Annotated in this window: 21 protein-coding genes and 1 pseudogene; 8 read left to right on the top strand and 14 right to left on the bottom strand. The window is 72.7% G+C overall.

All coding sequences use genetic code 11. The annotated features are described in order from the left end of the window. The 8 genes from purQ to purB form a co-directional block, all read right to left on the bottom strand. Complete coding sequence (gene purQ / locus ET526_RS04920; protein WP_135466551.1) at nucleotides 1-699, bottom strand: phosphoribosylformylglycinamidine synthase subunit PurQ; 699 nt, start codon at nucleotides 697-699, stop codon at nucleotides 1-3. 46 nt (nucleotides 700-745) lie between these two features. Continuing rightward, nucleotides 746-979, bottom strand: a complete 234-nt coding sequence (locus tag ET526_RS04915) for a hypothetical protein (RefSeq protein WP_135466550.1) — start codon at nucleotides 977-979, stop codon at nucleotides 746-748. Beyond that, complete coding sequence (gene purS, locus ET526_RS04910; protein ID WP_135466549.1) at nucleotides 980-1,219, bottom strand: phosphoribosylformylglycinamidine synthase subunit PurS; 240 nt, start codon at nucleotides 1,217-1,219, stop codon at nucleotides 980-982. Further along, complete coding sequence (locus ET526_RS21215) at nucleotides 1,216-1,392, bottom strand: hypothetical protein (RefSeq protein WP_204623489.1); 177 nt, start codon at nucleotides 1,390-1,392, stop codon at nucleotides 1,216-1,218. Before ET526_RS21215 ends, purS begins: the two co-directional genes overlap by 4 nt. A gap of 14 nt (nucleotides 1,393-1,406) precedes the next feature. Continuing rightward, complete coding sequence (gene purC / locus ET526_RS04905; RefSeq protein WP_135466548.1) at nucleotides 1,407-2,171, bottom strand: phosphoribosylaminoimidazolesuccinocarboxamide synthase; 765 nt, start codon at nucleotides 2,169-2,171, stop codon at nucleotides 1,407-1,409. A 184-nt stretch (nucleotides 2,172-2,355) separates the two neighbouring features. After that, a complete protein-coding gene (locus ET526_RS04900) occupies nucleotides 2,356-3,114 on the bottom strand; it encodes an NRDE family protein (RefSeq protein ID WP_240048255.1) in 759 nt (252 codons plus the stop codon). A gap of 46 nt (nucleotides 3,115-3,160) precedes the next feature. Continuing rightward, complete coding sequence (locus tag ET526_RS04895; RefSeq protein WP_135466547.1) at nucleotides 3,161-3,472, bottom strand: hypothetical protein; 312 nt, start codon at nucleotides 3,470-3,472, stop codon at nucleotides 3,161-3,163. A gap of 115 nt (nucleotides 3,473-3,587) precedes the next feature. Continuing rightward, on the bottom strand, nucleotides 3,588-4,922 hold the full coding sequence (gene purB / locus ET526_RS04890; RefSeq protein WP_135466546.1) for an adenylosuccinate lyase: 1,335 nt from the start codon (nucleotides 4,920-4,922) through the stop codon (nucleotides 3,588-3,590). A gap of 180 nt (nucleotides 4,923-5,102) precedes the next feature. On the opposite strand from purB, the pseudogene ET526_RS04885 reads away from it, so the two are divergent. From ET526_RS04885 to ET526_RS04875, 3 genes and pseudogenes are all read left to right on the top strand, one after another. Further along, a pseudogene (locus ET526_RS04885) lies at nucleotides 5,103-5,717 on the top strand (TerC family protein); the annotation flags it as partial. 329 nt (nucleotides 5,718-6,046) lie between these two features. Next, complete coding sequence (locus ET526_RS04880; protein WP_135466545.1) at nucleotides 6,047-6,634, top strand: hypothetical protein; 588 nt, start codon at nucleotides 6,047-6,049, stop codon at nucleotides 6,632-6,634. A 57-nt stretch (nucleotides 6,635-6,691) separates the two neighbouring features. After that, nucleotides 6,692-7,609, top strand: coding sequence for a methyltransferase domain-containing protein (locus ET526_RS04875; RefSeq protein ID WP_135466600.1), 918 nt, complete (start codon nucleotides 6,692-6,694; stop codon nucleotides 7,607-7,609). A gap of 12 nt (nucleotides 7,610-7,621) precedes the next feature. Here ET526_RS04875 and ntrX read toward each other — a convergent pair whose 3' ends face one another. The 5 genes from ntrX to dusB all read right to left on the bottom strand — a co-directional run bounded on the left by ntrX (nucleotide 7,622) and on the right by dusB (nucleotide 15,058). Continuing rightward, a complete protein-coding gene (gene ntrX, locus ET526_RS04870; protein WP_135466544.1) occupies nucleotides 7,622-9,040 on the bottom strand; it encodes a nitrogen assimilation response regulator NtrX in 1,419 nt (472 codons plus the stop codon). After that, entirely contained in the window at nucleotides 9,030-11,369 is a 2,340-nt protein-coding gene (locus ET526_RS04865) for a sensor histidine kinase NtrY-like (protein ID WP_135466543.1), read from the bottom strand. Before ET526_RS04865 ends, ntrX begins: the two co-directional genes overlap by 11 nt. An 82-nt stretch (nucleotides 11,370-11,451) precedes the next feature. Next, on the bottom strand, nucleotides 11,452-12,894 hold the full coding sequence (ntrC, locus tag ET526_RS04860; RefSeq protein WP_135466542.1) for a nitrogen regulation protein NR(I): 1,443 nt from the start codon (nucleotides 12,892-12,894) through the stop codon (nucleotides 11,452-11,454). After that, nucleotides 12,891-14,024 (bottom strand): two-component system sensor histidine kinase NtrB, encoded by a 1,134-nt coding sequence (locus ET526_RS04855; RefSeq protein WP_135466541.1) that lies wholly within the window; start codon nucleotides 14,022-14,024, stop codon nucleotides 12,891-12,893. Before ET526_RS04855 ends, ntrC begins: the two co-directional genes overlap by 4 nt. Next, complete coding sequence (gene dusB, locus ET526_RS04850) at nucleotides 14,021-15,058, bottom strand: tRNA dihydrouridine synthase DusB (protein WP_240048254.1); 1,038 nt, start codon at nucleotides 15,056-15,058, stop codon at nucleotides 14,021-14,023. The genes ET526_RS04855 and dusB overlap by 4 nt, the downstream gene beginning before the upstream one ends. A 241-nt stretch (nucleotides 15,059-15,299) precedes the next feature. Between dusB and ET526_RS04845 the strand changes: the two genes are divergently transcribed. Beyond that, nucleotides 15,300-16,457 (top strand): bifunctional 2-C-methyl-D-erythritol 4-phosphate cytidylyltransferase/2-C-methyl-D-erythritol 2,4-cyclodiphosphate synthase, encoded by a 1,158-nt coding sequence (locus tag ET526_RS04845; protein ID WP_135466539.1) that lies wholly within the window; start codon nucleotides 15,300-15,302, stop codon nucleotides 16,455-16,457. Between the two features lie 327 nt (nucleotides 16,458-16,784). Here the strand turns inward: ET526_RS04845 and denD are convergent, their stop codons facing one another. Beyond that, nucleotides 16,785-17,774 carry a D-erythronate dehydrogenase gene (denD, locus tag ET526_RS04840; RefSeq protein ID WP_135466538.1) on the bottom strand — a complete coding sequence of 330 codons (990 nt, stop codon included), beginning with the start codon at nucleotides 17,772-17,774 and terminating at the stop codon, nucleotides 16,785-16,787. Nucleotides 17,775-17,872: 98 nt separating this feature from the next. Here denD and ET526_RS04835 point away from each other — a divergent pair, with 98 nt between their 5' ends. The 4 genes from ET526_RS04835 (at nucleotide 17,873) to ugpE (ending at nucleotide 22,436) form a co-directional block, all read left to right on the top strand. Beyond that, complete coding sequence (locus ET526_RS04835; protein WP_135466537.1) at nucleotides 17,873-19,039, top strand: diaminopropionate ammonia-lyase; 1,167 nt, start codon at nucleotides 17,873-17,875, stop codon at nucleotides 19,037-19,039. Between the two features lie 164 nt (nucleotides 19,040-19,203). Next, nucleotides 19,204-20,544, top strand: coding sequence for a sn-glycerol-3-phosphate ABC transporter substrate-binding protein UgpB (gene ugpB / locus ET526_RS04830; RefSeq protein WP_135466536.1), 1,341 nt, complete (start codon nucleotides 19,204-19,206; stop codon nucleotides 20,542-20,544). 121 nt (nucleotides 20,545-20,665) lie between these two features. Continuing rightward, entirely contained in the window at nucleotides 20,666-21,544 is an 879-nt protein-coding gene (ugpA, locus tag ET526_RS04825; protein WP_135466535.1) for a sn-glycerol-3-phosphate ABC transporter permease UgpA, read from the top strand. Continuing rightward, entirely contained in the window at nucleotides 21,531-22,436 is a 906-nt protein-coding gene (gene ugpE / locus ET526_RS04820; protein WP_456305107.1) for a sn-glycerol-3-phosphate ABC transporter permease UgpE, read from the top strand. The genes ugpA and ugpE overlap by 14 nt, the downstream gene beginning before the upstream one ends.

The raw sequence follows: 22,436 nt of genomic DNA, 5'->3' as shown, positions 1-22,436 counted from the left end.
TCAGGCGGCGACGAGGCTGTCGGCGAGGCTCTGGAACAGGGGCAGCCCGTCCGTGCCGTCTATCTCGGGGTCCACCTGGTTCTCCGGGTGCGGCATCAACCCCATCACGCGCAGGTTCTCCGAATAGATGCCGGCGATGTTGCGCGCCGCGCCGTTGCGGTTCGCCTCCGGCGTCGCCTCTCCGGCGGGGGTGACGTAGCGCAGTGCGACCAGCCCCTCGCCCTCCAGCCGGTCGAGCGTCGCCGTATCGGCGAAGTAGTTGCCGTCGCCATGCGCCATGGTGGCGCGGAACACGGCGCCGGGCGGGAAGCGGCGGGTGAAGGCGGTGTCGCTGCGCTCCACCCGCATGTGGCAGTCCATCGAGAGGAAGCGCAGCGAGGCGTTGCGCAGCAGCGCGCCCGGCAGCATCCCCGCCTCGCACAGGATCTGGAAGCCGTTGCAGACGCCGAGCACATGGCCGCCGCGCGCGGCGAATTCCCGCACCGCGCGCATGATGGGCGAATGCGCGGCCATCGCCCCGCACCGCAGGTAGTCGCCGTAGGAGAAGCCGCCCGCCAGCACCGCGAGGTCGAGCCCCCGCGGCAGCGCCGCCTCCGCGTGCCACAGCATCAGCGGCCGGCGCCCGGTGGCGCGGTGCAGCGCGAGCGCCATGTCGCGCTCCCGGTTGGTGCCGGGGAAGACGATGATGGCGGCCTTCATGCCACGCCCCCTTTCCGCCGGCCGCGCGGCCGGACCGCGCGGCGCCTCATCCCATCCAGATCCGCAGCCAGTTGATGCCGCCGAAGAACAGCATCGTGGCGACCGCCGCCAGTGCCGCCGCCGTCACCCAGCGGTTCAGCGCGTGCCGGCGCTGCGCCAGCCACCCCGCGCGGAGGCGCTGCGCCGGCCGCAGCGCCGCCATCCGTTCCTCCCGCCAGCGCAGGCCGAGGGCGAAGGCCACCGTCAGCCCGATCATGACGAAGAGGGAGAGCTTGAACACTCAGCCGACCTCGACCCGGAAGCTCTCGATCACCGTGTTGGCCAGCAGCTTCCGTGCCATCTCCTCGGCCACGGCGCGGGCCTTCGCCGGATCGGTCTCGGCGAGGTCGAGCTCGAACACCTTGCCCGCCCGCACCTCGTCCACCCCCTGGAAGCCGAGGCCGGCCAGCGCGCGGCCGATCGCCTTGCCCTCGGGGTCGAGAACGCCTGCCTTGGGCATCACCGTCACGCGCGCCTTCATCCCAGCCTGCCCCGATTCCCGTAACGACCATACAGATAGGCGCCGAATGCCCCGGCGATCGCCAGCAGCAGCGGCACGGTGGCGCGCGGGAAGACCCCGACCAGCGCCAGCAGCGCGTAGGCGCCGACGATGACGCAGAGGACGATGACGAAGTCCAGCGTGCCGCGCATCATCGCGCCTCTCCCTCCTACTGCATCAGCTCCGGCCCCTTGAGGTCGCGCGCCCCGGCCTCGGGCAGGATGCCGAGCCGGCGGGCCACCTCCTGGTAGCCCTCCTCGACCTTGCCGAGGTCGCGGCGGAAGCGGTCCTTGTCCATCTTCTCGCCGGTCTTGGCGTCCCACAGGCGGCAATTGTCGGGGCTGATCTCGTCGGCGAGCACGATCCGCATCTCCTCGTTGTCGTAGAGGCGGCCGAACTCCAGCTTGAAGTCCACCAGCGTGATGCCGACGCCGAGGAAGAGGCCGCTCAGGAAGTCGTTCACGCGGAGCGCCAGCGCCACCATGTCGTCGAGGTCCTGGGTCGAGGCCCAGCCGAAGCAGGTGATGTGCTCCTCGCAGACCAGCGGATCCCCGAGCTGGTCGTTCTTGTAGTAGTACTCGACGATGGAGCGCGGCAGCCGCGTTCCCTCCTGGATGCCGAGCCGCGCCGAGAGGCTGCCGGCGGCGATGTTGCGCACCACGACCTCGAGCGGAATGATCTCCACCTCGCGGATGAGCTGCTCGCGCATGTTCAGCCGGCGGATGAAGTGCGTCGGGATGCCGATCTCCATCAGCCGGGTCATCAGGTACTCGCTGATGCGGTTGTTCAGCACGCCCTTGCCGGTGATGGTGCCCTTCTTCTGGGCGTTGAAGGCGGTGGCATCGTCCTTGAAGTACTGCACCAGGGTGCCGGGCTCCGGACCCTCGAACAGGATCTTGGCCTTGCCCTCGTAGAGCTGACGGCGTCGCGCCATGGTCTTGCAGTCCTCCTGCGGCCGGCGGGTCCATTCCGGCCAGGTCAGGGCGCGTCCGCGCGCGGCCGGAGGCGTTCCGGCCGGGCGGTCCTGTCGCGGCCCCGATTGCGCGCGCCCTGTCGTCCCGGGGCGTATAGCAAGCGGCGGGCCTCCCCGCCACGGCCCCCGGGGCGGGGCGGCCGCCTCAGGCCGGGACCGGCGCCAGCGCCACCGGGCGGAAGGGGGCGGCGCCGGCCGGGCCGGCGGCGAAGCGCCAGAGCACCGCCCCCTCCGCCCCGAGCGCGATCAGGCTGGCCGAGACGGTGCCGAACCCACCGACGGGCGGCACCCGCAGCGTTTCCGCCACACTCGCCTCGTAGCCGTCATCGGCGAGCAGCGCCTCCCAGCCGGCCCAGTCCCCGCGCTCCGGCTCCGGCGGCGCGGCCTCGCGGAAGCGGGGGAGGTGGCGGCGGGTGCGGGGGCTCGTCAGGTCGTTCGGGTCGTGCGCTGTCACCATGCTGATCCCGGCCGGCAGGGGCAGCGCCTCCGGCCGGCCGGCGCCGAGGCCGCGCAGGAAATAGGCGCCGCGGCGGTCGGCCAGCACCAGGTTGAAGGGGCGCCACTCATCCGCCGGCAGGCCGGCGATCCGCCGCGCCGCCGCGGCGGCGCTCTCGGCCTCGAGGGCCAGCAGCGGCAGCTCGCCGCGGGAGCGCTTGCCGGCCTCGGGGCCGAGGCTGCCCGGCCGGTTGAGCACGGCGGCCACCACCCCCGCCTGGTTCGCCGCCGCCCAGGTGCCGCCCGCGGTGCGGTCGCGCCCACCGACCACGCCGGGCCGGTCCGGCCACCAGGGGCCGGGCGGGTCCCAGGCGCGGTCCAGGCGTTCGTCGCGGTTGGCGGCGATGAGCACCGGCCAGGGGTGGTCCGGCCGGCGCAGGAGGATCACGGTGCACACGCCGCAAGCCATGGCGCGGGCGGCGCCCGTCCGCAAGCCGCGGAGGGGCCGGGACGCCTCAGCGGATGTGCAGGCTGAACCCGATACCCGGCGGCGGCACGTAATAGACCGGCGGGGGAGGGGGCGGCACGTAATAGACCGGCGGCGGAGGCGGCCGGTAGTAGTAGCGCGGCGGCGGCACGTAATAGACGGGCGGCGGGGGCGGCCAGTAATAGCGCGGCGGGGGCGGCGGCCGGTGCCAGTGCGGCCGCCCGCGATGCTCCCAATAGCCATGCGCCTCGGCGGTTGCCGGCGCGAGGCCGAGCCCGGCGAGCCCGACGGCGCCCGCCAACAGGGCGGTGCCCAGCAGGCCGGTGCCAGATGCACGCATGATCCGACCTCCTCCTCGCCGGGCCAGGGTGCCGGCGAGCCTTGTTCCCGCCCCTATATGGGCGTGGCCTGGGGCGAAAAGGGGGCGTGGGTGCGGCGGCGGCCGGGCGGGGCCATCACGTCCCGAAGACGCGGGCGAAGATGGTGTCCACGTGGCGGAAGTCGCGCTCCGGGTCCATCGCGGCGTCGAGCGCCGCGGGGTCGAGCCGCGCCGCCACCTTCGGGTTGGCCAGGAGGTGGTCGCGGAAGCCGCGCCCGCCGGGGCTGTCCAGCGCCTCCCAGGTGGCCATCGCCGCCTCCTGGACCGCGGCATAGGCCTCCTCCCGCGACAGCCCGGCCTGGGCAAGGGCGAGCAGCACCTTCTGGCTGTGCACCACGCCGCCGAGCGCCTCCAGATTGGCCCGCATCCGCCGGGGATAGACGGTCAGCCGCTCCATCATTCCGCTCAGCCGGGCGAGGGCGAAGTCGAGCGCGATGGTGGCGTCGGGGGCGATCACCCGCTCCACCGAGGAGTGGCTGATGTCGCGCTCGTGCCACAGCGCCACATTCTCGAGCGCCGGCACGGCATAGCCGCGCACCAGGCGGGCGAGGCCGGTCAGGTTCTCGCTCAGCACCGGGTTGCGCTTGTGCGGCATGGCCGAGGAGCCCTTCTGCCCGGCGTGGAAGAACTCCTCCGCCTCGCGCACCTCCGAGCGCTGCAGGTGCCGCACCTCGGTCGCCAGCCGCTCGATGCCGCTCGCCACCACGGCAAGGGCGCAGAAGAAGGCGGCGTGGCGGTCGCGCGGGATCACCTGGGTCGAGACCGGCTCGGGGACGAGGCCGAGTCGTTCCGCGACGAAGGCCTCGACGCGGGGATCCACTGAGGCGAAGGTGCCGACCGGGCCGCTGATGGCGCAGGTCGCGACCTCCCGCCGCGCCGCGGCGACCCGCTCGCGGCCGCGCATGAATTCGGCGTAATGTCCGGCGAGCTTCAGCCCGAAGGTGGTGGGCTCGGCATGGATGCCGTGGCTGCGGCCGATGGTCGGGGTGTATTTGTGCTCCATCGCCCGTGCCCGCAGCACCGCGAGCAGCGCGTCCAGATCCGCGAGCAGCAGGTCGGCCGCGCGCGTCATCTGCACCGCGAGGCAGGTGTCGAGAACGTCGGAGGAGGTGAGGCCGAGGTGCAGGAACCGCGCCTCCGGCCCGATCCCCTCGCCGAGCCAGGTGAGGAAGGCGATGACGTCGTGGCGCGTCACCCGCTCGATCTCGTCGATGCGCGCAATGTCCTCGGCCGAGATGGCAGCGACGCGCGGCGCGCCGCGCTCGCGGATGGTCCGCGCCGCCTCGGCGGGAATGGCGCCGATTCCCGCCATCGCCTCGGCGGCCAGGGCCTCGATCTCGAACCAGATCCGGTAGCGCTCCTCGGGCGACCAGATCGCGGCCATCTGCGGGCGGGTGTAGCGGGGAACCATGCGGACCTCATGCCAGCCGGGCGGCATCCGGGCACCCTCGCCCGCCGCCCCCGAGAGTCGAGGGTTTCGCTTTGGTAAGGCGGCCTGGCAAGGCTGCGCGCGACGGGACTCGCCAGGATTGCCCGAGGGGGGTCTAACATCTAAGTGGCCGCCGCGCCCCGCTGGAGGAAACGCGCTTCCATGGACTGGCTCATCCCGCTCGCGCAGGTCCTGTTCATCGACATCGTCCTCGCCGGCGACAACGCCATCGTCGTGGGCATGGCAGCGGCCGGCCTGCCGCCGGACCAGCGGCGCAAGGCGATCTTCTGGGGGATCGCCGCGGCGGCGGTGATGCGCATCGGCTTCGCCGCCATCACCACCCAGCTCCTGGCAATCGTGGGCCTCACCCTCGCAGGCGGCATCCTGCTGCTGTGGGTGTGCTGGAAGATGTTTCGCGAGCTGCGCGAGGGCGGCCATGGCGACCCCGACCTGGTGGCGGAGGCGCACGGGGAGGGGGTGCCGGTCGGCGGGGCGCCGCGCAAGACCATGGCGCAGGCGGTCACCCAGATCCTGGTCGCCGACGTCTCCATGAGCCTCGACAACGTGCTCGCCGTGGCCGGCGCGGCGAAGGACCATCTCTGGGTGCTGGTGGTCGGCCTCGCCATCTCCGTGGTGCTGATGGGCGTCGCCGCGACGCTGATCGCGCGGCTGCTGAACAAGCACCGCTGGATCGCCTGGATCGGCCTGCTGGTCATCCTCTACGTCGCGGTGGAGATGATCTGGGCCGGCACCGACCAGGTCGCGCAGGAGGTGCCCGGCGCCTACGCCTACCTGATGCTGCCGCTCGGCTATCTGGTCCAGCCCTCCATCTTCCCGCCCTGGCTCTGGGCGCTGGCGACGATCGGGCAGGTGATCGTGCTGGCCGCGGTCGCCACCTTCACCGTGCGCGCCCTGCTCGGCCTGACGGCGCCGCGCCACGAGGCGCCGGAGGCCCGGGCGGCGGCGCCGGAGCGGGCCGAGGCGCCACCCCCCGCCATGCCCCAGGAGGCACCGCCGCAGATCGCGGCCGAAAGGGCCCTTGCCCGCGAGGCGTGAACGGCCCTAACCCCAAACCCGATGGCGGCTCTTCCGACGGGACGGTGAGGATGCGCGGGTGGCGCGGGATGTGGTGCGCGCTCGGGCCGGCGCTGCTGGCCGGCTGCGCGACGGTCGGCGAGGCTCCGCCCCGGGTGGCGGCCCCGGAGCCCCCGGCGGCGCTCGCGGCACAGCTTCCGGCGGAGGTCGCCGGCTTTCGCCGCGGCCAGACCCTGCCGGCCGGTGCCGGGCAGGGCACGGAGGTCGCCTACGCCACGCCGGGCCCGCCCGGCGCCGGCGCGGTGGTCGAGCTGACCGCCGTGTCGGACGGGGCGGCCGGCGAAAGCCCGGAGTCGCCGCTCGTCGGTGCCGCCTTCGCGCAGATGCTGGAGGTCGCGACGCGGCCCGGCCCCGCGCGCAGCGTGCGCGAGGGGCAGCCCTTCCTCCTGCCCGTCGCCGGCGCGCCGGCGCTGCGCTGCGCCGAGACCGAGGGGCGTTACGGGCGCGAGGCGGTGGAGGGGCTGGTCTGCGCTGGCATGGTGCGCGGCGCCCTGCTGCGCCTCTGGGTCACCATGCCGCGCCACAATCCCCCGCCGGGGGATGCCCGCGCCTTCGCCACCGGCATCGCGGCAGCGCTGCGCGGCGGCCTGCCGGGCTGAAGCGGGGTGGCGTTGCCCCCCGCTGCGGCGGAAGGTCCGCCTCCCCACATGCGCCCCATGCCCCGGACCGACCCGATGCGGATCTTCGACCGCCGCCTGCTGCGGCTGCGGCGCGACCGCGCCGCCGCCACCGTGGGGCGCGTGGCCCCGGTGCTCGACGCCGCCGCCGCGCTGCTGCTCGACCGGCTCGACGACACCACCCGCCGCTTCTCCCGCGCCCTCGACATCGGCGGGCGGGGCGCGGTGGCGCCGCTGCTGCGCGCCCGCGGCATCCCCCTCGTCGTGTCCATGGATCTCTCGCCGCGCATGGCGGCGCGGGCGGGGGGGCTTGCCGTCGCCGGCGACGAGGAGTGGCTGCCCTTCGCCCCGGAGAGCTTCGACCTGGTGGTGGCGAGCCTCTCCCTGCACTGGGTGAACGACCTGCCCGGCGCGCTGGTGCAGATCCGCCGCTGCCTGCGGCCGGATGGGCTGTTCCTGGCCTCGCTGCCCGGCTTCGGCGCGCTGCAGCCGCTGCGCGAGGCGCTGGCGGCGGCGGAAAGCACGCTGCGCGGCGGCGTTTCGCCGCGGATCTCGCCCTTCCCCGAACTCGCCGACCTTGCCGGGCTGCTGCAGCGGGCAGGCTTCGCCCTGCCGGTGGCGGACCGGGAGGTGCTGCCGCTCCGCTACCGCACGCCGATGGCGCTGCTGCGCGACCTGCAGGCGGCGGGGGAGGGCAACGCGGTGCTGGCGCGCGACCCGCGCATCCCCCCGCGGGCGCTGCTGCCGATGGCGCTCGGGCACCTGGAGGGAGCGGGGGAGGAGGGGCTTGCGATGCCGCTCCCCCTCCTGGTGATGACCGGCTGGGCGCCGCATGAGAGCCAGTCGCGGCCGGCGCGGCCGGGCAGCGCGGACAGGCGCCTGGCCGAGGCGCTCGGGACCGTGGAGCGGGGGGCGGGCGAGGGGACGGGCCGCCCCCGGTCGGGCGGTTCCGCCTGAGCGGGATCGGCTCTAGCCGCTGCCGCCCCCCGCCGCGGCAGGCGCGCGGTCCTCGGCCTGCACGCCGAGGAATTTCAGCTTCCGGTGCAGCGCGCTGCGCTCCATCCCGACGAAATTCGCCGTACGGCTGATGTTGCCGCCGAAGCGCAGGAGCTGGGCCTCGAGATACTGCTTCTCGAAGAGCTCGCGCGCCTCGCGCAGCGGCAGGGTCATGATCTCGCTCGAACGGTCGAGCTTCAGCATGGCCGGGGCCGCGGCCCCGATCTCGGGCGGCAGCATGTCCGCGCGGATGGGGTCGCGCGCATCCCCGGGCGCCATGATCAGCAGCCAGTCGATCAGGTTGCGGAGCTGGCGGACATTGCCCGGCCAGTCATAGGCCTGCAGCGCAGCCAGCGCGTCCTCCGCCAGCTCCCGCGGCGGGATGCCCGAGGTCTCGCCGGAGCGGGCCATGAAGTGCCGCGCCAGCGCCGGCACGTCGTCGCGGCGCTCGCGCAGGGGCGGGATCTTCAGCGGCACCACGGCCAGGCGGTAGAACAGGTCCTCGCGGAAGCGGCCGGCCGCGATCTCGGCCTGGAGGTCGCGGTTCGTCGTGGCGATGACGCGGACATCCACCTTCACCCGCGTGGCGCCGCCGACGCGCTCGAACCCCTGCTCCTGCAGCGCGCGGACGATCTTGCCCTGGGTCTCGAGCGGCATGTCCGCGACCTCGTCGAGCAGCAGGGTCCCGCCATGCGCCCGCTCCAGGACGCCGGCGCGCCTCGGCTGCGACAGGGGGTCGGGCCCCGGCTCGACGCCGAACAGCTCCTGCTCGAAGCGGGCCGGGTTCATGGTGGCGCAGTTCAGGGCGATGAACGGGCCGTCGGCGCGCCGCGACCGCGCGTGGATCATGCGCGCCGCCACCTCCTTGCCCGAGCCGGCCGGGCCGGTGATGAGGACCCTTGAGCCGGTGGGCGCCACCTTCTCGATGGCCGCGCGGAGCTGGCCGAGAGCCTGGGACACGCCGATCAGCTCCGTCTCCGGGCCGGCGCGCAGGCGCAGCTCGCTGTTCTCCCGCCTCAGCCTGGCCGCCTCCAGGGCGCGGGAGACCACCAGCAGCAGGCGGTCCGCGTTGAAGGGCTTCTCGATGAAGTCGTAGGCGCCCTGCTGGATCGCGCGCACGGCGGTCTCGATCGTGCCGTGGCCCGAGATCATGACGCAGGGCACCTGGGGCTCCTCCCGGTGCATCGCCTCCAGGATGGCGAGGCCGTCGAGCCGCGAGTTCTGCAGCCAGATGTCCAGGATCACCAGGGACGGCCGGCGCTGGCGGAACGCCGCGAGCGCGGTGTCGCTGTTGTGCGCTTGGCGCGTCTCGTAGCCCTCATCCGTCAGGATCCCCTCGATGAGGGCGCGGATGTCGGGCTCGTCGTCAACGATCAGGATCTCATGAGCCATGCGCGTGCCTCATGCCGCTGCCCTGGGCGTCCCGCCGGGGCGCCATCTCCGGCTCGGGCCGGGCCTCGCCGCCCTCGGGCGCGAGGCTCGGCACCGCCGGGCGCCAGGGCAGAACCAGCACAGCGCGGGCCCCCCCACCGTCTTCACCGCCGCACCTGTCCTCAAGAGCCAGACCTCCCCCATGGTCCTCCATGATCTTCTTGACGATGGCAAGACCAAGGCCGGTGCCCTTCGGCTTGTTGGTGACGTAGGGCTCGGTCAGCCGATCGCGCTCCTCGCCCTGCGGCAGGCCGATCCCGTCGTCCTCGACGGCGATGGCGACCCGGTCCTCCCCGGCCTCGACGCGCACCGTGATGTGTCCGGCCACGTCGCCTCCCGACCTGTCCGGGTGCCCGGCCGCCTCTGCCCGCGCCTGGGCGCGCATGGCGATGGCGTCCGCCGCGTTCTGCAGCAGGTTGGTCAGGGCCTGCCCGATCAGGCGGCGGTCGCAGGGCACCACCACCGCGGCACCGGGCAGGACGCTCTCATAGGCGATCTCCGGATGCGCGTTGCGCTGCAGCACGAGCGCGTCGCGCACCACCTGGGAGATGTCCTCCGGCCGTATCGCCGGCTGCGGCATGCGCGCGAAGGCGGAGAACTCGTCCACCATGCGGCCGATGTCGCCCACCTGCCGCACGATGGTGTCGGTGCAGGCTTTGAAGGTTTCCGGATCCGTCGTTATCTCCTTCAGGTAACGGCGCTTCAGGCGCTCCGCGGACAGCTGGATCGGCGTCAGGGGGTTCTTTATTTCGTGCGCGATGCGGCGCGCCACGTCGGCCCAGGCCGCCTTGCGCTGCGCCGCCAGCAGCTCCGTGATGTCGTCGAAGGTCAGGACGTACCCTGCGACCTCCCGCGCCTCGCCATGCCCCTGCAGCTCGACCCCGATATGGGCGAGCAGGGTGCGCCGGCTGGCCGGAGGGCCGATGCGGATCTCCGCGGTGCGGTCACGCTCGGGCGTCGCCGCGCCTCCCTGCTGCACCGCGCGCAGCAGGGGCGCGAATTCGGGCAGCACCGAGGGCAGGGGCAGGCCGATGGCGGCGTCGAGGTCGAGGCCCAGCAGCTCGCTGGCGCGGCGGTTCGGCAGGTTGATCCTGCCATCCGCCTCGAGGCCGACGACGCCGGCGGACACGCCGGCGAGGACCGCCTCGGTGAAGCGGCGGCGGTCGTCGATCTGTCGGTAGGCCTGCATCAGCTCCGCCCGCTGCGCCGCGAGCTGGTTGGTCATGCGGTTGAAGGCGCGGGCGAGGCTCGACATCTCCTCATCCGCTGCGCCCTCCTCCACGCGGGTGGAGAGATCGCCCGCCCGTACCCGCTCCGCCGCCACGATCAGGCGCCCGATGGGGCGGGCGAGCTGGTTGGCGATGACGAGCCCGATCAGCACCGCCGCCAGCAGCACCAGCAGCGCGGCGATGGCGAAGATCATCACGAAGGTGACCTGCAGCCCGGAGCGGTTGCGGTCGAGCTGCTGATAGGCGCTCACCGCGGCCTCGGTGCGCTCCATGTGCTCGATCACCTGCGGGTCCACGGGCCGGCCGATGAGCAGCATCAGGCCCGAGGTGAGGTCGAGGCTGACCACGGCGCGCACCTTGCCGCCGCCCTCGCCGGGCAGCACGGCGACATCCCCGGACCGCGCCACCTCCACCGCCCAGTCGGGCGGCGGGTCGAGCACGAAGCCGGTGGCGAAGCCGGCATGGGCGATCACCCGCCCGAGCGTCGGCTCGAAGACAAGCGCCTCGGTCAGGCCGCGCAGGGCGGTCTGGGTCGCCAGCACGCGGGCGAAGGCGAGGCCGTTGTCGGGCAGCAGGACGGAGGCGCGGTTCAGGTCGTTGGCCATGGCCAGCGCGTCGGCCCGGATGTTGCCGCGATGCTCGTCGAGATAGGCGCGCGAGGCGGCGAGCGAGGCCTCGAGCGCCGTCCGCACCCGGTCGCTGAACCAGGCCTGGATGCCGAGGTTGAAGAACACCGCGGCGAACCCCGCCACCACGATCGAGGGCAGCACGGCGACCACGCCGAACAGCAGGACGAGCCGCACATGCAGGCGGGAGCCCGCCGATCCCCTGCGGCGCTCCATCCAGACGCGCACCAGCCGGCCGGCGAGCGAGGCGCCGAGCAGCACCAGCACCGCCAGGTTCACCAGCACCAGGGCGACCACGATGCCCGGCCGGGTCGGCCCGAAGGGGCTGCCGTCGGACAGCACGGAGAAGGTGGCGATGCCGAGCAGCAGCGCCCCGACCGCGAGGCCGAGCGTCATCGCGCGGCCGAGCAGCACGTCGGCGATGCGCCGCGGCATGCCGCGCCCGTCCCGGCGGGGCCGCTCCGGCGCCCGGCGGCCGCCCGCATCCTGTCCCGGGGCAGGGTCGAGCCGGGTCACGTCAGCCGATTCCGCGCACCACGGGCAGATCCAGCTCGCGGAGCTTCTTGCGCAGGGTGTTGCGGTTGAGACCGAGCATCGCCGCCGCCTTGATCTGGTTGCCGCGGGTCGCGGAGAGCACGAGGCGCAGCAAGGGCCTCTCCACCTCGGCCAGCACGCGGTCGTACAGGTCGCGCACTGGCAGCCCCTCCCGATGCGCCGCGACGAAGGCCCTGAGATGGCGCTCCACCGCCTGCTCCAGCGTCTCCGGCTCCGGCGCGCCGGAGCCGGCCAGAGGGGCCGCCTCGGCGAGCTCCGCCTCGATGGCGTCGGCCCCGATCGTCTCCTGCGGGCACAGCGCGGCCAGGCGGCGCATCAGGTTTTCGAGCTCCCGGGCGTTGCCGGGCCAGCCATGGCGCTTCAGCCGCTCGACCGCCTCCTGGCTGAGCTGCTTGGCGGGAAGGCCGGAGGCGCGGGCACGGTCCAGGAAATGTCGCGCCAGCAGGGGGATGTCCTCGGTCCTCTCGCGCAGCGGGGGCAGGCGGATCGGCACCACGTTCAGGCGGTAGAACAGGTCCTCGCGGAACAGGCCCTGCCGGATGGATTGACGCAGGTCGCGGTGCGTGGCGGCGATGATGCGGACATTGGCCTTGATCGGCTGCCGCCCTCCCACGGCGGTGAACTCGCCTTCCTGCAGCACCCGCAGCAGCCTGGTCTGGGCCTCGGGGGGCATATCGCCGATCTCGTCCAGGAACAGGGTGCCCCCCGCGGCCTGCTCGAACCGCCCCACGCCCCGGGTCAGGGCACCGGTGAAGGCGCCGCGCTCGTGGCCGAACAGCTCGCTCTCGATCAGCTCCCGCGGGATGGCCGCCATGTTGATGGCGACGAAGGGGCCGCCGCGCCGGCGACCGTAATCATGCAGGGCCCTGGCGACCAGCTCCTTGCCGGTGCCCGACTCGCCTGTGATCATGACCGTGAGGTCGGTGGTCGTGAGGCGCGCGACGGTGCGGTAGATGTCCTGCATCGCCGGGCTGCGGCCGACCAGGGGGAGCTTCTCGCCCTCCTCCTCGCCCTTCTCCGCCGCCTCGGCCTGCGGGGCGGCGAGGGCGCGCTCCACCACCGCCAGCAGCTCCTTCAGGTCGAAGGGCTTGGGGAGGTATTCGAAGGCCCCGCGCTGCGCCGCCTTGACCGCCGTCATGAAGGTGGATTGCGCGCTCATCACCACCACCCGCAGCTCGGGGCGGATGCGCCGGATGCGCGGCACGAGATCGAGCCCGTTCTCGTCCGGCATGACCACGTCGGTGATGACGAGGTCGCCTTCCCCGTCCTCGACCCACCGCCAGAGCGTGCTCGCGGAGGAGGTGGCGCGGACGTGATAGCCGGAGCGGCCGAGGGCCTGGGTGAGGACGGTGCGGATGGCCCGGTCGTCATCGGCGACCAGGATGGTGCGGCCGGCGCCGGTCATGGCGTCCGCTCCGCCGCGCCCTCGGCGGGCGGCATGGCCAGGGAGAGCCGGAAGGTCGTGCGGCCCGGGCGGCTGTCGCACTCCACCAGCCCGCCGAGATCGGCCACCAGCTTCGCCACCAGGGCAAGGCCGAGACCCTGGCCGCCCCGCTTGGTGGTGACGAAGGGCTCGAACAGGCTGGCACGCACGGCTTCCGGGATGCCCGGGCCGTTGTCCCGCACCATCACCTGCAGCGGCAACTGGATCCGCTCCCGGCTGCCCGGAACGGCGATCCGCACCCCGTGGTGGAAGGCGGTGGCGAGCACGATCTCTCCTTCCGTGGGATCAACTGCTTCCGCGGCGTTCTTGACAAGGTTCAGGAGGATCTGGATCAGCACGTCCCGGTTGCCCCAGACCGGAGGCAGGGACGGGTCGTAGGCCTCGACGATCCGGAGGTGGGAGGCGAAGCCGGTCTGCGCCACGCGGCGCACATGGTCCAGGACCTGATGGATGTTCACGGGGGAGAGCGCCACGGGCCGGTCCGAGAACATGTCCATCCGGTCCACCAGCCCGCGGATCCGGTCCGCCTCGTCCTGGATGAGCTGACAGAGCTCCCGATCCGCCGCGGGGGCGTTGGCTTCCAGAAGCTGCGCCGCGCCCCGGATGCCGGAGAGGGGGTTCTTCACCTCATGCGCCAGGATCGCCGCCATGGCCGAGGCGCCGCGCGCGGCCCCGAGAAAGTGCAGTTGCCTGTCAAGCATCTGCGCGGCGGAGCTGTCCTGCAATGTCAGTACGACCCCGCCCGGCGTCTCCGGCAGCGGCGCCCCGTGGGCGGCAACCCCTCGCCGGTGGAGACGCGGGCTTTCCAGCGCCAGATCATGGTCCGAGACCGGTGTCTCCTGGGATCGCACCTGAGCGATCAGGGCGAACAGCCTGGAATCCCTCGGCAGAAGGTCGGAGAGGCGAAGCAGCGCCAGGGACTGGGCCGAGAGCTGGAAGAACAGCTCCGCGGGAGGGTTGGCGTACAGGAAGCGGTCCTCCGCATCCAGCACCACGGTGGGCAAGGGCAGCGCGCCGAGGATCGCCTCGGGCGAGGGGCGGGGGGAGGGGGGGGCCTTCCCGGCGTGGACCTTGGCCGCGAGGCCGCTCATGCCGCGATCCGCTCCCGCTCCTCGGCGTCTGGGTCCCGGAGCCCGGCCGGAGCCCTTTCGATCCCCCTGTCGAGGAGCGACCGGTAGAAGCCCCTGATCAGCGCCTCCACCGCCTCGGGATCGTCGAGCTGGTTCACCTTGGATCGGAATTCAGCGGATCCCGGCAGGCCCTTGGAATACCAGGAAATGTGCTTGCGCGCCAAGCGCACGCCGGTCTGGCTTCCATGGTGCAGGAGCATGTCCCGGTAATGCGCGAGAAGGATGGCGAATTGCTCCGCCAGGCCCGGCTCCGCCGGTTCTTCCCCGCTGCGCAGGAACTCCGCCACCAGCCTGGGAAACCAAGGTCTTCCGTAGCAGCCGCGGCCGATCATCACGCCATCGGCGCCGGAGCGGCGCAGCGCCTCCGCCGCGTCCTGCACGGTGACGATGTCGCCGTTCACGAGCACCGGGATGGAGACCGCCTCCTTCACCTTCCGCACGAAATCCCAGTCGGCGGTTCCGCTGTAGAATTGCTGGCGGGTCCGGCCATGCACCGTCACCAGGCGGATTCCCGCCTCCTCGGCGATGCGCGCGAGCCGCGGTGCGTTCAGGCTCTGGTGGTCCCAGCCCATGCGCATCTTCAGCGTCACCGGAACCGGAACGGCTCTGACGGTCGCCTCCAGGATCCGCGCCGCGGCCACCTCGTCCCGCATGAGCGCGCTGCCGGCCTGCTGGCCCAGCGCCACCTTTTTGACCGGACAGCCGAAATTGATGTCCACGATCGCCGCGCCGCGATCCACCACCAGCCGCGCCGCCTCGGCCATGACGGCGGGGTCGCAGCCGGCAAGCTGCACGGCGGAGGGGGCGCCGAAGCCGTCCACCTCCGCCATCTTGAGCGTCTGGCGGTTCTCCCGGACCATGGCCTGGGAGGCGATCATCTCGCTGACCACCATGCCGGCGCCCTGCTGGCGGGCGAGGCGGCGGAACGGCAGGTCGCTCACGCCCGACATCGGAGCCAGATAGACGGGCGTCTCGATCCGCACCGCGCCGACCATCAGGGGAGGCAAGCTCCGGGGCGCGGCCTGAACGGGGCCTGGGTTAGTGCTCATGATTTGGGCACATTAGGCGGACCTGACCACACCGACAATGCTCTGCACAGAAATATCGCACCCCATCCCCGAGATCATGGCCGTTCCGGAGGCCTGGGATTTGCCCTAGACCGGCGCCACCCCGGCCAGGGCCGGGTAGGGGGAGGGCCCGATCCTGCCCCAAGGAACGGATGCCAGGGTCGCGACCATGCCGCTTCACGTCGTCGCGCTGCTGACTGCCGCGGGCAGGGGCAGCCGGTTCGGATCGGAGGTGCCGAAACAGTACCTGCCGCTGCTCGGCCGACCGGTGCTGCGCCATGCCGCCGAGGCGCTGCTGGCCGAAGGGCTGGTGGAAGCCGTCCTGCCGGTCTGCGCCGCGGGCGAGGAGGCGCGGGTCGCGTCCCTGCTGGCGGGGCTTCCGGCTCTGCCGCCGGTGGTGGGCGGCGCCACCCGCCAAGCGAGTGTGCGCGCGGGGCTGGAGGCACTTGCCCGGCATGCGCGCGCCCCGGAGGTGGTGCTGGTGCACGATGCCGCCCGCCCCGTGGTGCCCGCCGGCACGGTGGGCCGCCTGCTCGCCGCGCTGGACCGGGCGGAGGGAGCGATTCCTGCCCAGCCGGTGGCCGACACGCTCAAGCGCGGCGAGGCGGGGCGGGTGACCGCCACCCTGTCCCGCGACGGACTGTTCCGCGCCCAGACCCCGCAGGCCTTCCGCTTCCCCGCGCTGCTTGCCGCGCACCGCGCCGCGGCCGGGGAGGCCACGGACGACGCGCAGCTCCTGGAGGCCGCCGGGCAGGCCGTGATCCTGGTCGAGGGCTCGGAGACCAACGTCAAGCTCACCTTCCCGGAGGATCTGGATCGGGTGGAGGCCCTGCTGATGGCGCACATGCTGCCCCGCGTGGGCACCGGCTTCGACGTCCACCGCACCATGCCGGGAAGGCCGCTGGTGCTCTGCGGCGTGACCATTCCCTGCGAATTCGGGCTGGAGGGGCATTCGGACGCGGATGTCGGCATCCACGCCCTGTGCGACGCCATCTACGGGGCGCTCGCCGAGGGGGATATCGGCCGGCACTTCCCGCCCAGCGAGGCGCGCTGGAAGGACGCCGACAGCGCCCTGTTCCTGCGCCACGCCGCCGGCCGCATCGCCGCGCGCGGCGGCAGGCTGCTCAACGCCGATGTCACGCTGCTCTGCGAGCGGCCGCGCATCGGCCCGTACCGGGAGGCGATGCAGGCGCGGCTGGCCGAGCTTCTCGGGGTGGAGGCCGGGCGGATCGGGGTGAAGGCCACCACCACGGAGACGCTCGGCTTCACCGGCCGCGGCGAAGGGATCGCCGCGCAGGCGGCGGCGCTGCTGCTGCTGCCCGGGTGAGGTGCCCGCGGCTTCGCGGAGATATCCGCGTCACTGGTGCGCGACGAGCCGGGGAATGCGCCCCCGGCGGCCTCCGGGCACGAAGCGGGAACAGGTGTTCGACGCCATTGGACCCGGGCGGCGCCAAGCTTTCCACAGCTTTCCCAACAATGGATATTTTCCATAATATATCTTATGCGATAAACGCCTTTGGGGATGAAGCGATGGCGGTCCGATTCCGCCCCCCTCTGCCGGCGACGGCGGCGCGTGAGCGGCCGGACGGTCTTGTCCGTATCATGAACAAAGAGTGCTCAAGGCCACCTCCGGAGCCACGGCTCCAGAAGCGCGTCAGAGCCCCCTTTCCCGCCGCGTCTCCTCGAGGTCCTCGGCGATGAAGGCCTCGATGAGTTCCTCGAGCGACTCCTGCTCGGAAAAACCGAGCAGGCGGCGGGCCCGTTCGGCGGTGAAGGCCGCCGGCCAGCCGCTGACGATGGCGGCCACCGCCGGATCGGGCGCCGGTCGCACCAGGGCGCGCGCGGCGGGCCCGGCCACCGCCTCCAGCGCGTTCAGCATCAGCGCCACCGTGGCGCTGCGACCGGGCGGGTTGATGCCGCGGTCAAGGCCGAGCGCGGCGGTGTCCATCGTCGCGGCGTGCAGGAACCACTCCACCGCCCGCCGGGGCGAGCAGATCCAGAGCGCGAAATCCTCCCCCACCGGGAGTTCGGTAGGCAGGCCGAGCAGCGGCTCGCGCAGGATCGCCGAGACGAAGCTGGAGGCCGCCCTGTTGGGGCGGCCGGGGCGGATCACCACGGTCGGCAGGCGGATGCTCACCACGTCCAGGATCCCCCGCCGGGAGGCGTCCTGCAGCAGCAGCTCGCCCATCGCCTTCTGCGCGCCGTAGCTGTTGGCGGGAAGCTGGCGGGCGTCATCCGGCAGCACCGCCTCCTGCCCGCCGCTGAAGCTGGCGACCGAGGAGGTGAACACCACCCGCGGCGGCCGCTCCAGCGCCCGGCAGGCCTGCATCACCGCCAGCGTGCCGTGCAGGTTCACCCTCAGCCCAAGGTCGAGATCCGCCTCCGCCTGGGCGCTGACCACGGCGGCGAGGTGGAACACATGGGTGGTGCCGACGGGAATCGCGGCGGCGAGCGCCGCCGGATCCGCGACATCGCCCGACAGGCAGCGCACTGGAAAGGCCGCCCCCTCCGGCGTCGCCGGCGGTGCCAGGTCGAACAGGGTCAGCGCCTCGACCGGATCCCCCCCGAGCGCCCCGTCCCGCGCCAGGCGCTGCGCCAGCTTGCGGCCGAGGAAGCCGCCGCCGCCCAGGATCGTGATCCGCATGCCATCCTCCGCCGGGTCCGTCACGCCCCGATGTGCCGGGCGCGGGCGGGGCGTGCAAGGATTGCCCCCGCCGCCCGCTGCGGCCAAGGTCCCCTGCCATGATTCCCCGCCACCCCTTCCAGCTCCTGCTCAACCGCCGCTTCGGCACCCCCGGCACCGTCATCCTGCCCGATGGCGGCTACCGCCGCGCCAGGGAGGCGATCACCGCCTGGCCAGGGTATGCCCCTACCCCGCTGCTCCCCCTGCCCGAGGTGGCGCGCGGCGCCCGGCTCGGCGCCGTGCACTGGAAGGACGAGGGCGCACGGTTCGGCCTCGGCAGCTTCAAGGCGCTCGGCGGCGCCTATGCGGTGATGCGGCTGCTGCAGGCGGAGCTGGCCCGGCGCGACCAGGCCAGGGCGGCGACGCCGGAGGAGCTGGCCGCAGGCGCCCATGCCGAGGCCACCCGCGCCATCACCGTCACCTGCGCCACGGACGGCAACCACGGCCGCAGCGTCGCCTGGGGGGCGGAGCGCTTCGGCTGCCGCTGCGTCATCTTCGTCCATGAGGGGGTAAGCCAGGCCCGCCGCGACGCCATCGCCCGCTACGGCGCCGAGATCCGGGTCGTCCCCGGCACCTATGACGACGCCGTGCGCGCGGCGCAGCGGGCGGCGGAGGCTGAGGGGTGGCTCGTGGTCTCCGACACCTCCTACCCTGGCTATACCGAGGTGCCGCGCGACGTGATGCAGGGCTACCGGCTGATGGCCGAGGAGGCGGCGGAGGCGCTGGAGAAGCCCCCCACCCACGTCTTCGTCCAGGGCGGCGTCGGTGGCGTCGCCGCGGCCGTCTCGGTGCAGATGCGGGCATGCTACGGCGCGGCGGCGCCCCGGCTCGTGGTGGTGGAGCCGGAGAAGGCCGCCTGCCTGCTGGCCAGCGCCGAGGCGGGCCAGCCCACCGCCGTGACCGGCGCGCTCGACACGCTGATGGCCGGCCTCGCCTGCGGCGAGCCGAGCCTGCTCGCTTGGCAGGAGCTGGAACGCGCCGCCTTCGCCTTCATGGCCGTGCCCGACGATGCGGCGGTGGCCTGCATGCGCCTGCTCGCCCGCCGCGCCCCGCCGGTGGTGGCCGGGGAGAGCGCGGTGGCGGGGCTGGCCGGCCTGCTGCTCGCCGCGCAGGAACCCTTCGCCCGCGCGGCGCTCGGCCTCGACGCGGAGAGCCGGGTGCTGCTGTTCGGCACCGAGGGCGCGACCGACCCCGACTCCTACGCGCGGCTGGTCCCGCCGGGCTGATCCCCGGCCGCGCCCGCAGGCGTGAAGACGCCCGTGGGCGGCGGGGCGCATGGCGGCGCTTGCCGTCGTGCCGCTGCTTCATCAATGTGTCGCCAGATCGTCACAGAACGGCAATGCGCGGCGGGTACTGCCGCGGCGCACAACGAGTGCAGGGAGACCACGGCATGATGCAGCGTCGCACCCTCCTGGCCGGCGCCGGCGCGCTCGGCCTCGCCGCGCCCGGGCTCGTCCCGGCGCGGGCGCAGGGCCGCACCGAGATCCAGTTCTGGTACGGCCTTTCCGGCGTGCTCGGCGAGCGGGTGGCCGAGCAGGTGCGCCGCTTCAACGAGAGCCAGTCCGCGGTCAACGTCGTCGCCACCTTCAAGGGCAGCTACACGGAGGTGATGACCGGCGCCATCGCCGCCTGGCGCGCCGGCAACCCGCCGCACATCGTGCAGGTGTTCGAGGTCGGCACCGCCACCATGATGGCCGCCGGCCCCGCGGTGCGCCCGGCGCACCAGCTCCTGTCCGAGGCAGGGGTGGAGCTCGACCCGCGGCGCTACCTGCCGGGCGTACGCGGCTATTACAGCGACACCCAGGGGCGGCTGGTCTCCATGCCGCACAACTCCTCCTCGGCGGTGATGTGGATCAACCTCGACGCCTTCGAGAAGGCGGGGCTCTCCACCACCGATCTGCCGAAGACCTGGCGGCAGATCCGCGAGGCCGCCGAGAAGCTGAAGGCGGCGAACGCCACCCCGGTGGCGATGACCACCTCCTGGCCGACCTGGGTGATGTTCGAGCAGATGGCGGCGATCCACGATGCGCCCTTCGCCACCCAGGCCAACGGCTTCGAGGGCATGAACGCCGAGCTGCGCCTGACCGGCGACTTCTTCCGCAAGCACACGGAGTTCCTGCTCGGGCTGCAACGGGACGGGCTGTTCCGCTATGGCGGGCGCGACAACGCCGCCGACCCGCTGTTCCCGAACGGCGAGGTGGCGATCAGCTTCATGTCCTCCGCCCTGCGCTCGCGGGTGGAGCGGGAGGCGCGGTTCAAGTGGGCGAGCGTCCCCCTGCCCTATCATGACGACGTGATCCAGAGCCCGAAGAACGGCGTGATCGGCGGCGCCAGCCTGTGGACGCTGACCGCGCGCAACCGCACGCCGGCCGAGTACCGGGGCGTGGCCGAGTTCTTCCGCTTCATCAGCCAGCCGGAGCAGGACCTCTGGTGGCACAAGGCGACGGGCTACGTGCCGATCACGCAGGCCGCCTACGAGCAGGCGAAGGCCGAGGGCTACTACGAGCAGAACCCGGGCGCGGACGCGGCGATCCTGCAGCTCTCCCGCGCCGAGCCGACGCCCAACTCCATGGGCTTCCGCCTCGGCGGCATGGTGGAGATCCGCAACATCATCCAGGAGGAGCTGGAGCGGTGCTTCCAGGGCCAGCAGAACGCCGCCCAGGCGCTGGAGAACGCCAACCGCCGGGGGAACGTGGTGCTGCGCAACTTCGAGCGCGCGAACCGCGCGTGAGCGAGGGGGCCAGGGAGGGCGGCTCCCGCCCTCCCTTCCGCCTGCCGCGCAGGGTTGCCGGGTTCCCGCCGGGGTCCGGACGGGGGGGCGGAGTGCTGGCCGCGCGGCAGGCGGATAGCACATGAAACGCGTCATCTTCCGCGGGCAGGCGCTGCCGCTCCTGCTGCTCGCGCCGCAGCTCGCCGTCACCTTCGTCTTCTTCTTCTGGCCGGCCGGCCAGGCGATCTGGTTCTCCTTCCTGCGCCAGGACGCCTTCGGCATCCGCACGCAATTCGTCGGCTTCGAGAATTTCGCCGAGCTGTTTGCCGACCCGCTCTACATCGCCACCATCTGGAACACGGTGGTCTTCTCGGTCTCCGTCACCGCGCTGTCCATGGGGGTGGCGCTGCTGCTCGCGGTGCTGGCGGACAGGCAGATCCGCGGCGCCCAGGCCTACCGCACGCTGCTGATCTGGCCCTACGCGGTGGCGCCGGCCCTCGCCGCCGTGCTGTGGATCTTCATGTTCCACCCGACGATCGGCCTGTTCGGGCGGATGCTGAACGCCGCCGGCGTCGCCTGGGACTACCGGCTGAACGGCGGGCAGGCGATGCTGGTGGTGATCCTCGCCTCGGCCTGGAAGCAGGTCTCCTACAATTTCATCTTCTTCCTGGCGGGGCTGCAGAGCATCCCGCGCAGCGTGCTGGAAGCCGCCTCCATAGATGGCGCCCGCCCGGCGCGCCGCTTCTGGACCATCGTCTTCCCCCTGCTCTCCCCCACCACCTTCTTCCTGCTGGTGGTGAACCTGACCTATGCCTTCTTCGACACCTTCGGCATCATCGACGCGCTGACGCGCGGCGGCCCGGCCAAGGCGACCGAGACGCTGATCTACCGCGCCTACATAGACGGGCGGGTGAACCTCGACCTCGGCTCCTCCTCCGCCCAGTCCGTGGTGCTGATGCTGGCGGTGATCGCGCTGACCGCCATCCAGTTCCGGTTCATAGAACGCCGTGTCCACTACTGAGCTCGACCGGGCGCTTGCCGTCCCGCCCATGGCGACGGCGCTCGCGGCCTCCCGCCGCCGGCGCCGCGCGACCGCCATCACCCACGCCATCCTGATCCTGGGCGTCATCCTCTTCGCCCTGCCGCTCTGGATCGTGCTGATGGGCTCGACCCACGACGCCGCCACCATCGGCCGCGGCGAGGTGCCGCTGCTGCCCGGCGCGCACGCGGTGGAGAACTACGCCGCCGCCTGGACCGAGGGCGCGGCCCGCACCACCGGCGTGCCGGTGGCGCTGATGATGTGGAACAGCTTCGTCATGGCGGTGCTGATCGCCGTCGGCAAGATCGCGATCTCCCTGCTCTCCGCCTATGCCGTGGTGTTCTTCCGCTTCCCCTTCCGCATGGCGGCCTTCTGGGCGATCTTCATCACCCTGATGCTGCCGGTGGAGGTGCGCATCTTCCCCACCTTCAAGGTGGTCTCCGACCTCGGCATGGTGGACACCTACGCGGGGCTGATCGTGCCCCTCGTCGCCTCCGCCACCGCCACGCTGCTGTTCCGCCAGTTCTTCCTCACCATCCCGGACGAGTTCGTGGAGGCGGCGAAGATCGACGGGGCCGGACCGCTGCGCTTCTTCTGGGACGTGGTGCTGCCGCTGTCGCGCACCAACATGGCGGCGCTGTTCGTCATCCTGTTCGTCTACGGCTGGAACCAGTATCTCTGGCCGCTGCTGGTGACGACCTCGACCGAGGTGGAGACGGTGGTCATCGGCATCGTCAAGATGATCGGCTCCGAGTCGAACACCGACTGGAACATCGTCATGGCCACCGCCGTGCTGGCGCTGCTGCCCCCGGTCGCGGTGGTGCTGCTGATGCAGCGCTGGTTCGTCAAGGGGCTGACGGATACGGAGAAGTAG

The organism is Crenalkalicoccus roseus, from assembly GCF_004761865.1.
Lineage (GTDB): Bacteria > Pseudomonadota > Alphaproteobacteria > Acetobacterales > Acetobacteraceae > Crenalkalicoccus > Crenalkalicoccus roseus.
This window is presented reverse-complemented; position numbering and strand designations above follow the sequence as displayed.

What these genes read in the sequence shown, in the direction of transcription:
- purQ (WP_135466551.1), bottom strand. Translation starts at nt 699, where the DNA reads ATGAAGGCCGCCATCATCGTCTTCCCCGGCACCAACCGGGAGCGCGAC.
- purS (WP_135466549.1), bottom strand. Translation starts at nt 1,219, where the DNA reads ATGAAGGCGCGCGTGACGGTGATGCCCAAGGCAGGCGTTCTCGACCCC.
- ET526_RS21215 (WP_204623489.1), bottom strand. Translation starts at nt 1,392, where the DNA reads ATGATGCGCGGCACGCTGGACTTCGTCATCGTCCTCTGCGTCATCGTC.
- purC (WP_135466548.1), bottom strand. Translation starts at nt 2,171, where the DNA reads ATGGCGCGACGCCGTCAGCTCTACGAGGGCAAGGCCAAGATCCTGTTC.
- ET526_RS04900 (WP_240048255.1), bottom strand. Translation starts at nt 3,114, where the DNA reads ATGGCTTGCGGCGTGTGCACCGTGATCCTCCTGCGCCGGCCGGACCAC.
- ET526_RS04895 (WP_135466547.1), bottom strand. Translation starts at nt 3,472, where the DNA reads ATGCGTGCATCTGGCACCGGCCTGCTGGGCACCGCCCTGTTGGCGGGC.
- purB (WP_135466546.1), bottom strand. Translation starts at nt 4,922, where the DNA reads ATGGTTCCCCGCTACACCCGCCCGCAGATGGCCGCGATCTGGTCGCCC.
- ET526_RS04880 (WP_135466545.1), top strand. Translation starts at nt 6,047, where the DNA reads ATGCGCGGGTGGCGCGGGATGTGGTGCGCGCTCGGGCCGGCGCTGCTG.
- ET526_RS04875 (WP_135466600.1), top strand. Translation starts at nt 6,692, where the DNA reads ATGCCCCGGACCGACCCGATGCGGATCTTCGACCGCCGCCTGCTGCGG.
- ntrX (WP_135466544.1), bottom strand. Translation starts at nt 9,040, where the DNA reads ATGGCTCATGAGATCCTGATCGTTGACGACGAGCCCGACATCCGCGCC.
- ET526_RS04865 (WP_135466543.1), bottom strand. Translation starts at nt 11,369, where the DNA reads ATGCCGCGGCGCATCGCCGACGTGCTGCTCGGCCGCGCGATGACGCTC.
- ntrC (WP_135466542.1), bottom strand. Translation starts at nt 12,894, where the DNA reads ATGACCGGCGCCGGCCGCACCATCCTGGTCGCCGATGACGACCGGGCC.
- ET526_RS04855 (WP_135466541.1), bottom strand. Translation starts at nt 14,024, where the DNA reads ATGAGCGGCCTCGCGGCCAAGGTCCACGCCGGGAAGGCCCCCCCCTCC.
- dusB (WP_240048254.1), bottom strand. Translation starts at nt 15,058, where the DNA reads ATGGTCGGCGCGGTGCGGATCGAGACGCCCGTCTATCTGGCTCCGATG.
- ET526_RS04845 (WP_135466539.1), top strand. Translation starts at nt 15,300, where the DNA reads ATGCCGCTTCACGTCGTCGCGCTGCTGACTGCCGCGGGCAGGGGCAGC.
- denD (WP_135466538.1), bottom strand. Translation starts at nt 17,774, where the DNA reads ATGCGGATCACGATCCTGGGCGGCGGCGGCTTCCTCGGCCGCAAGCTG.
- ET526_RS04835 (WP_135466537.1), top strand. Translation starts at nt 17,873, where the DNA reads ATGATTCCCCGCCACCCCTTCCAGCTCCTGCTCAACCGCCGCTTCGGC.
- ugpB (WP_135466536.1), top strand. Translation starts at nt 19,204, where the DNA reads ATGATGCAGCGTCGCACCCTCCTGGCCGGCGCCGGCGCGCTCGGCCTC.
- ugpA (WP_135466535.1), top strand. Translation starts at nt 20,666, where the DNA reads ATGAAACGCGTCATCTTCCGCGGGCAGGCGCTGCCGCTCCTGCTGCTC.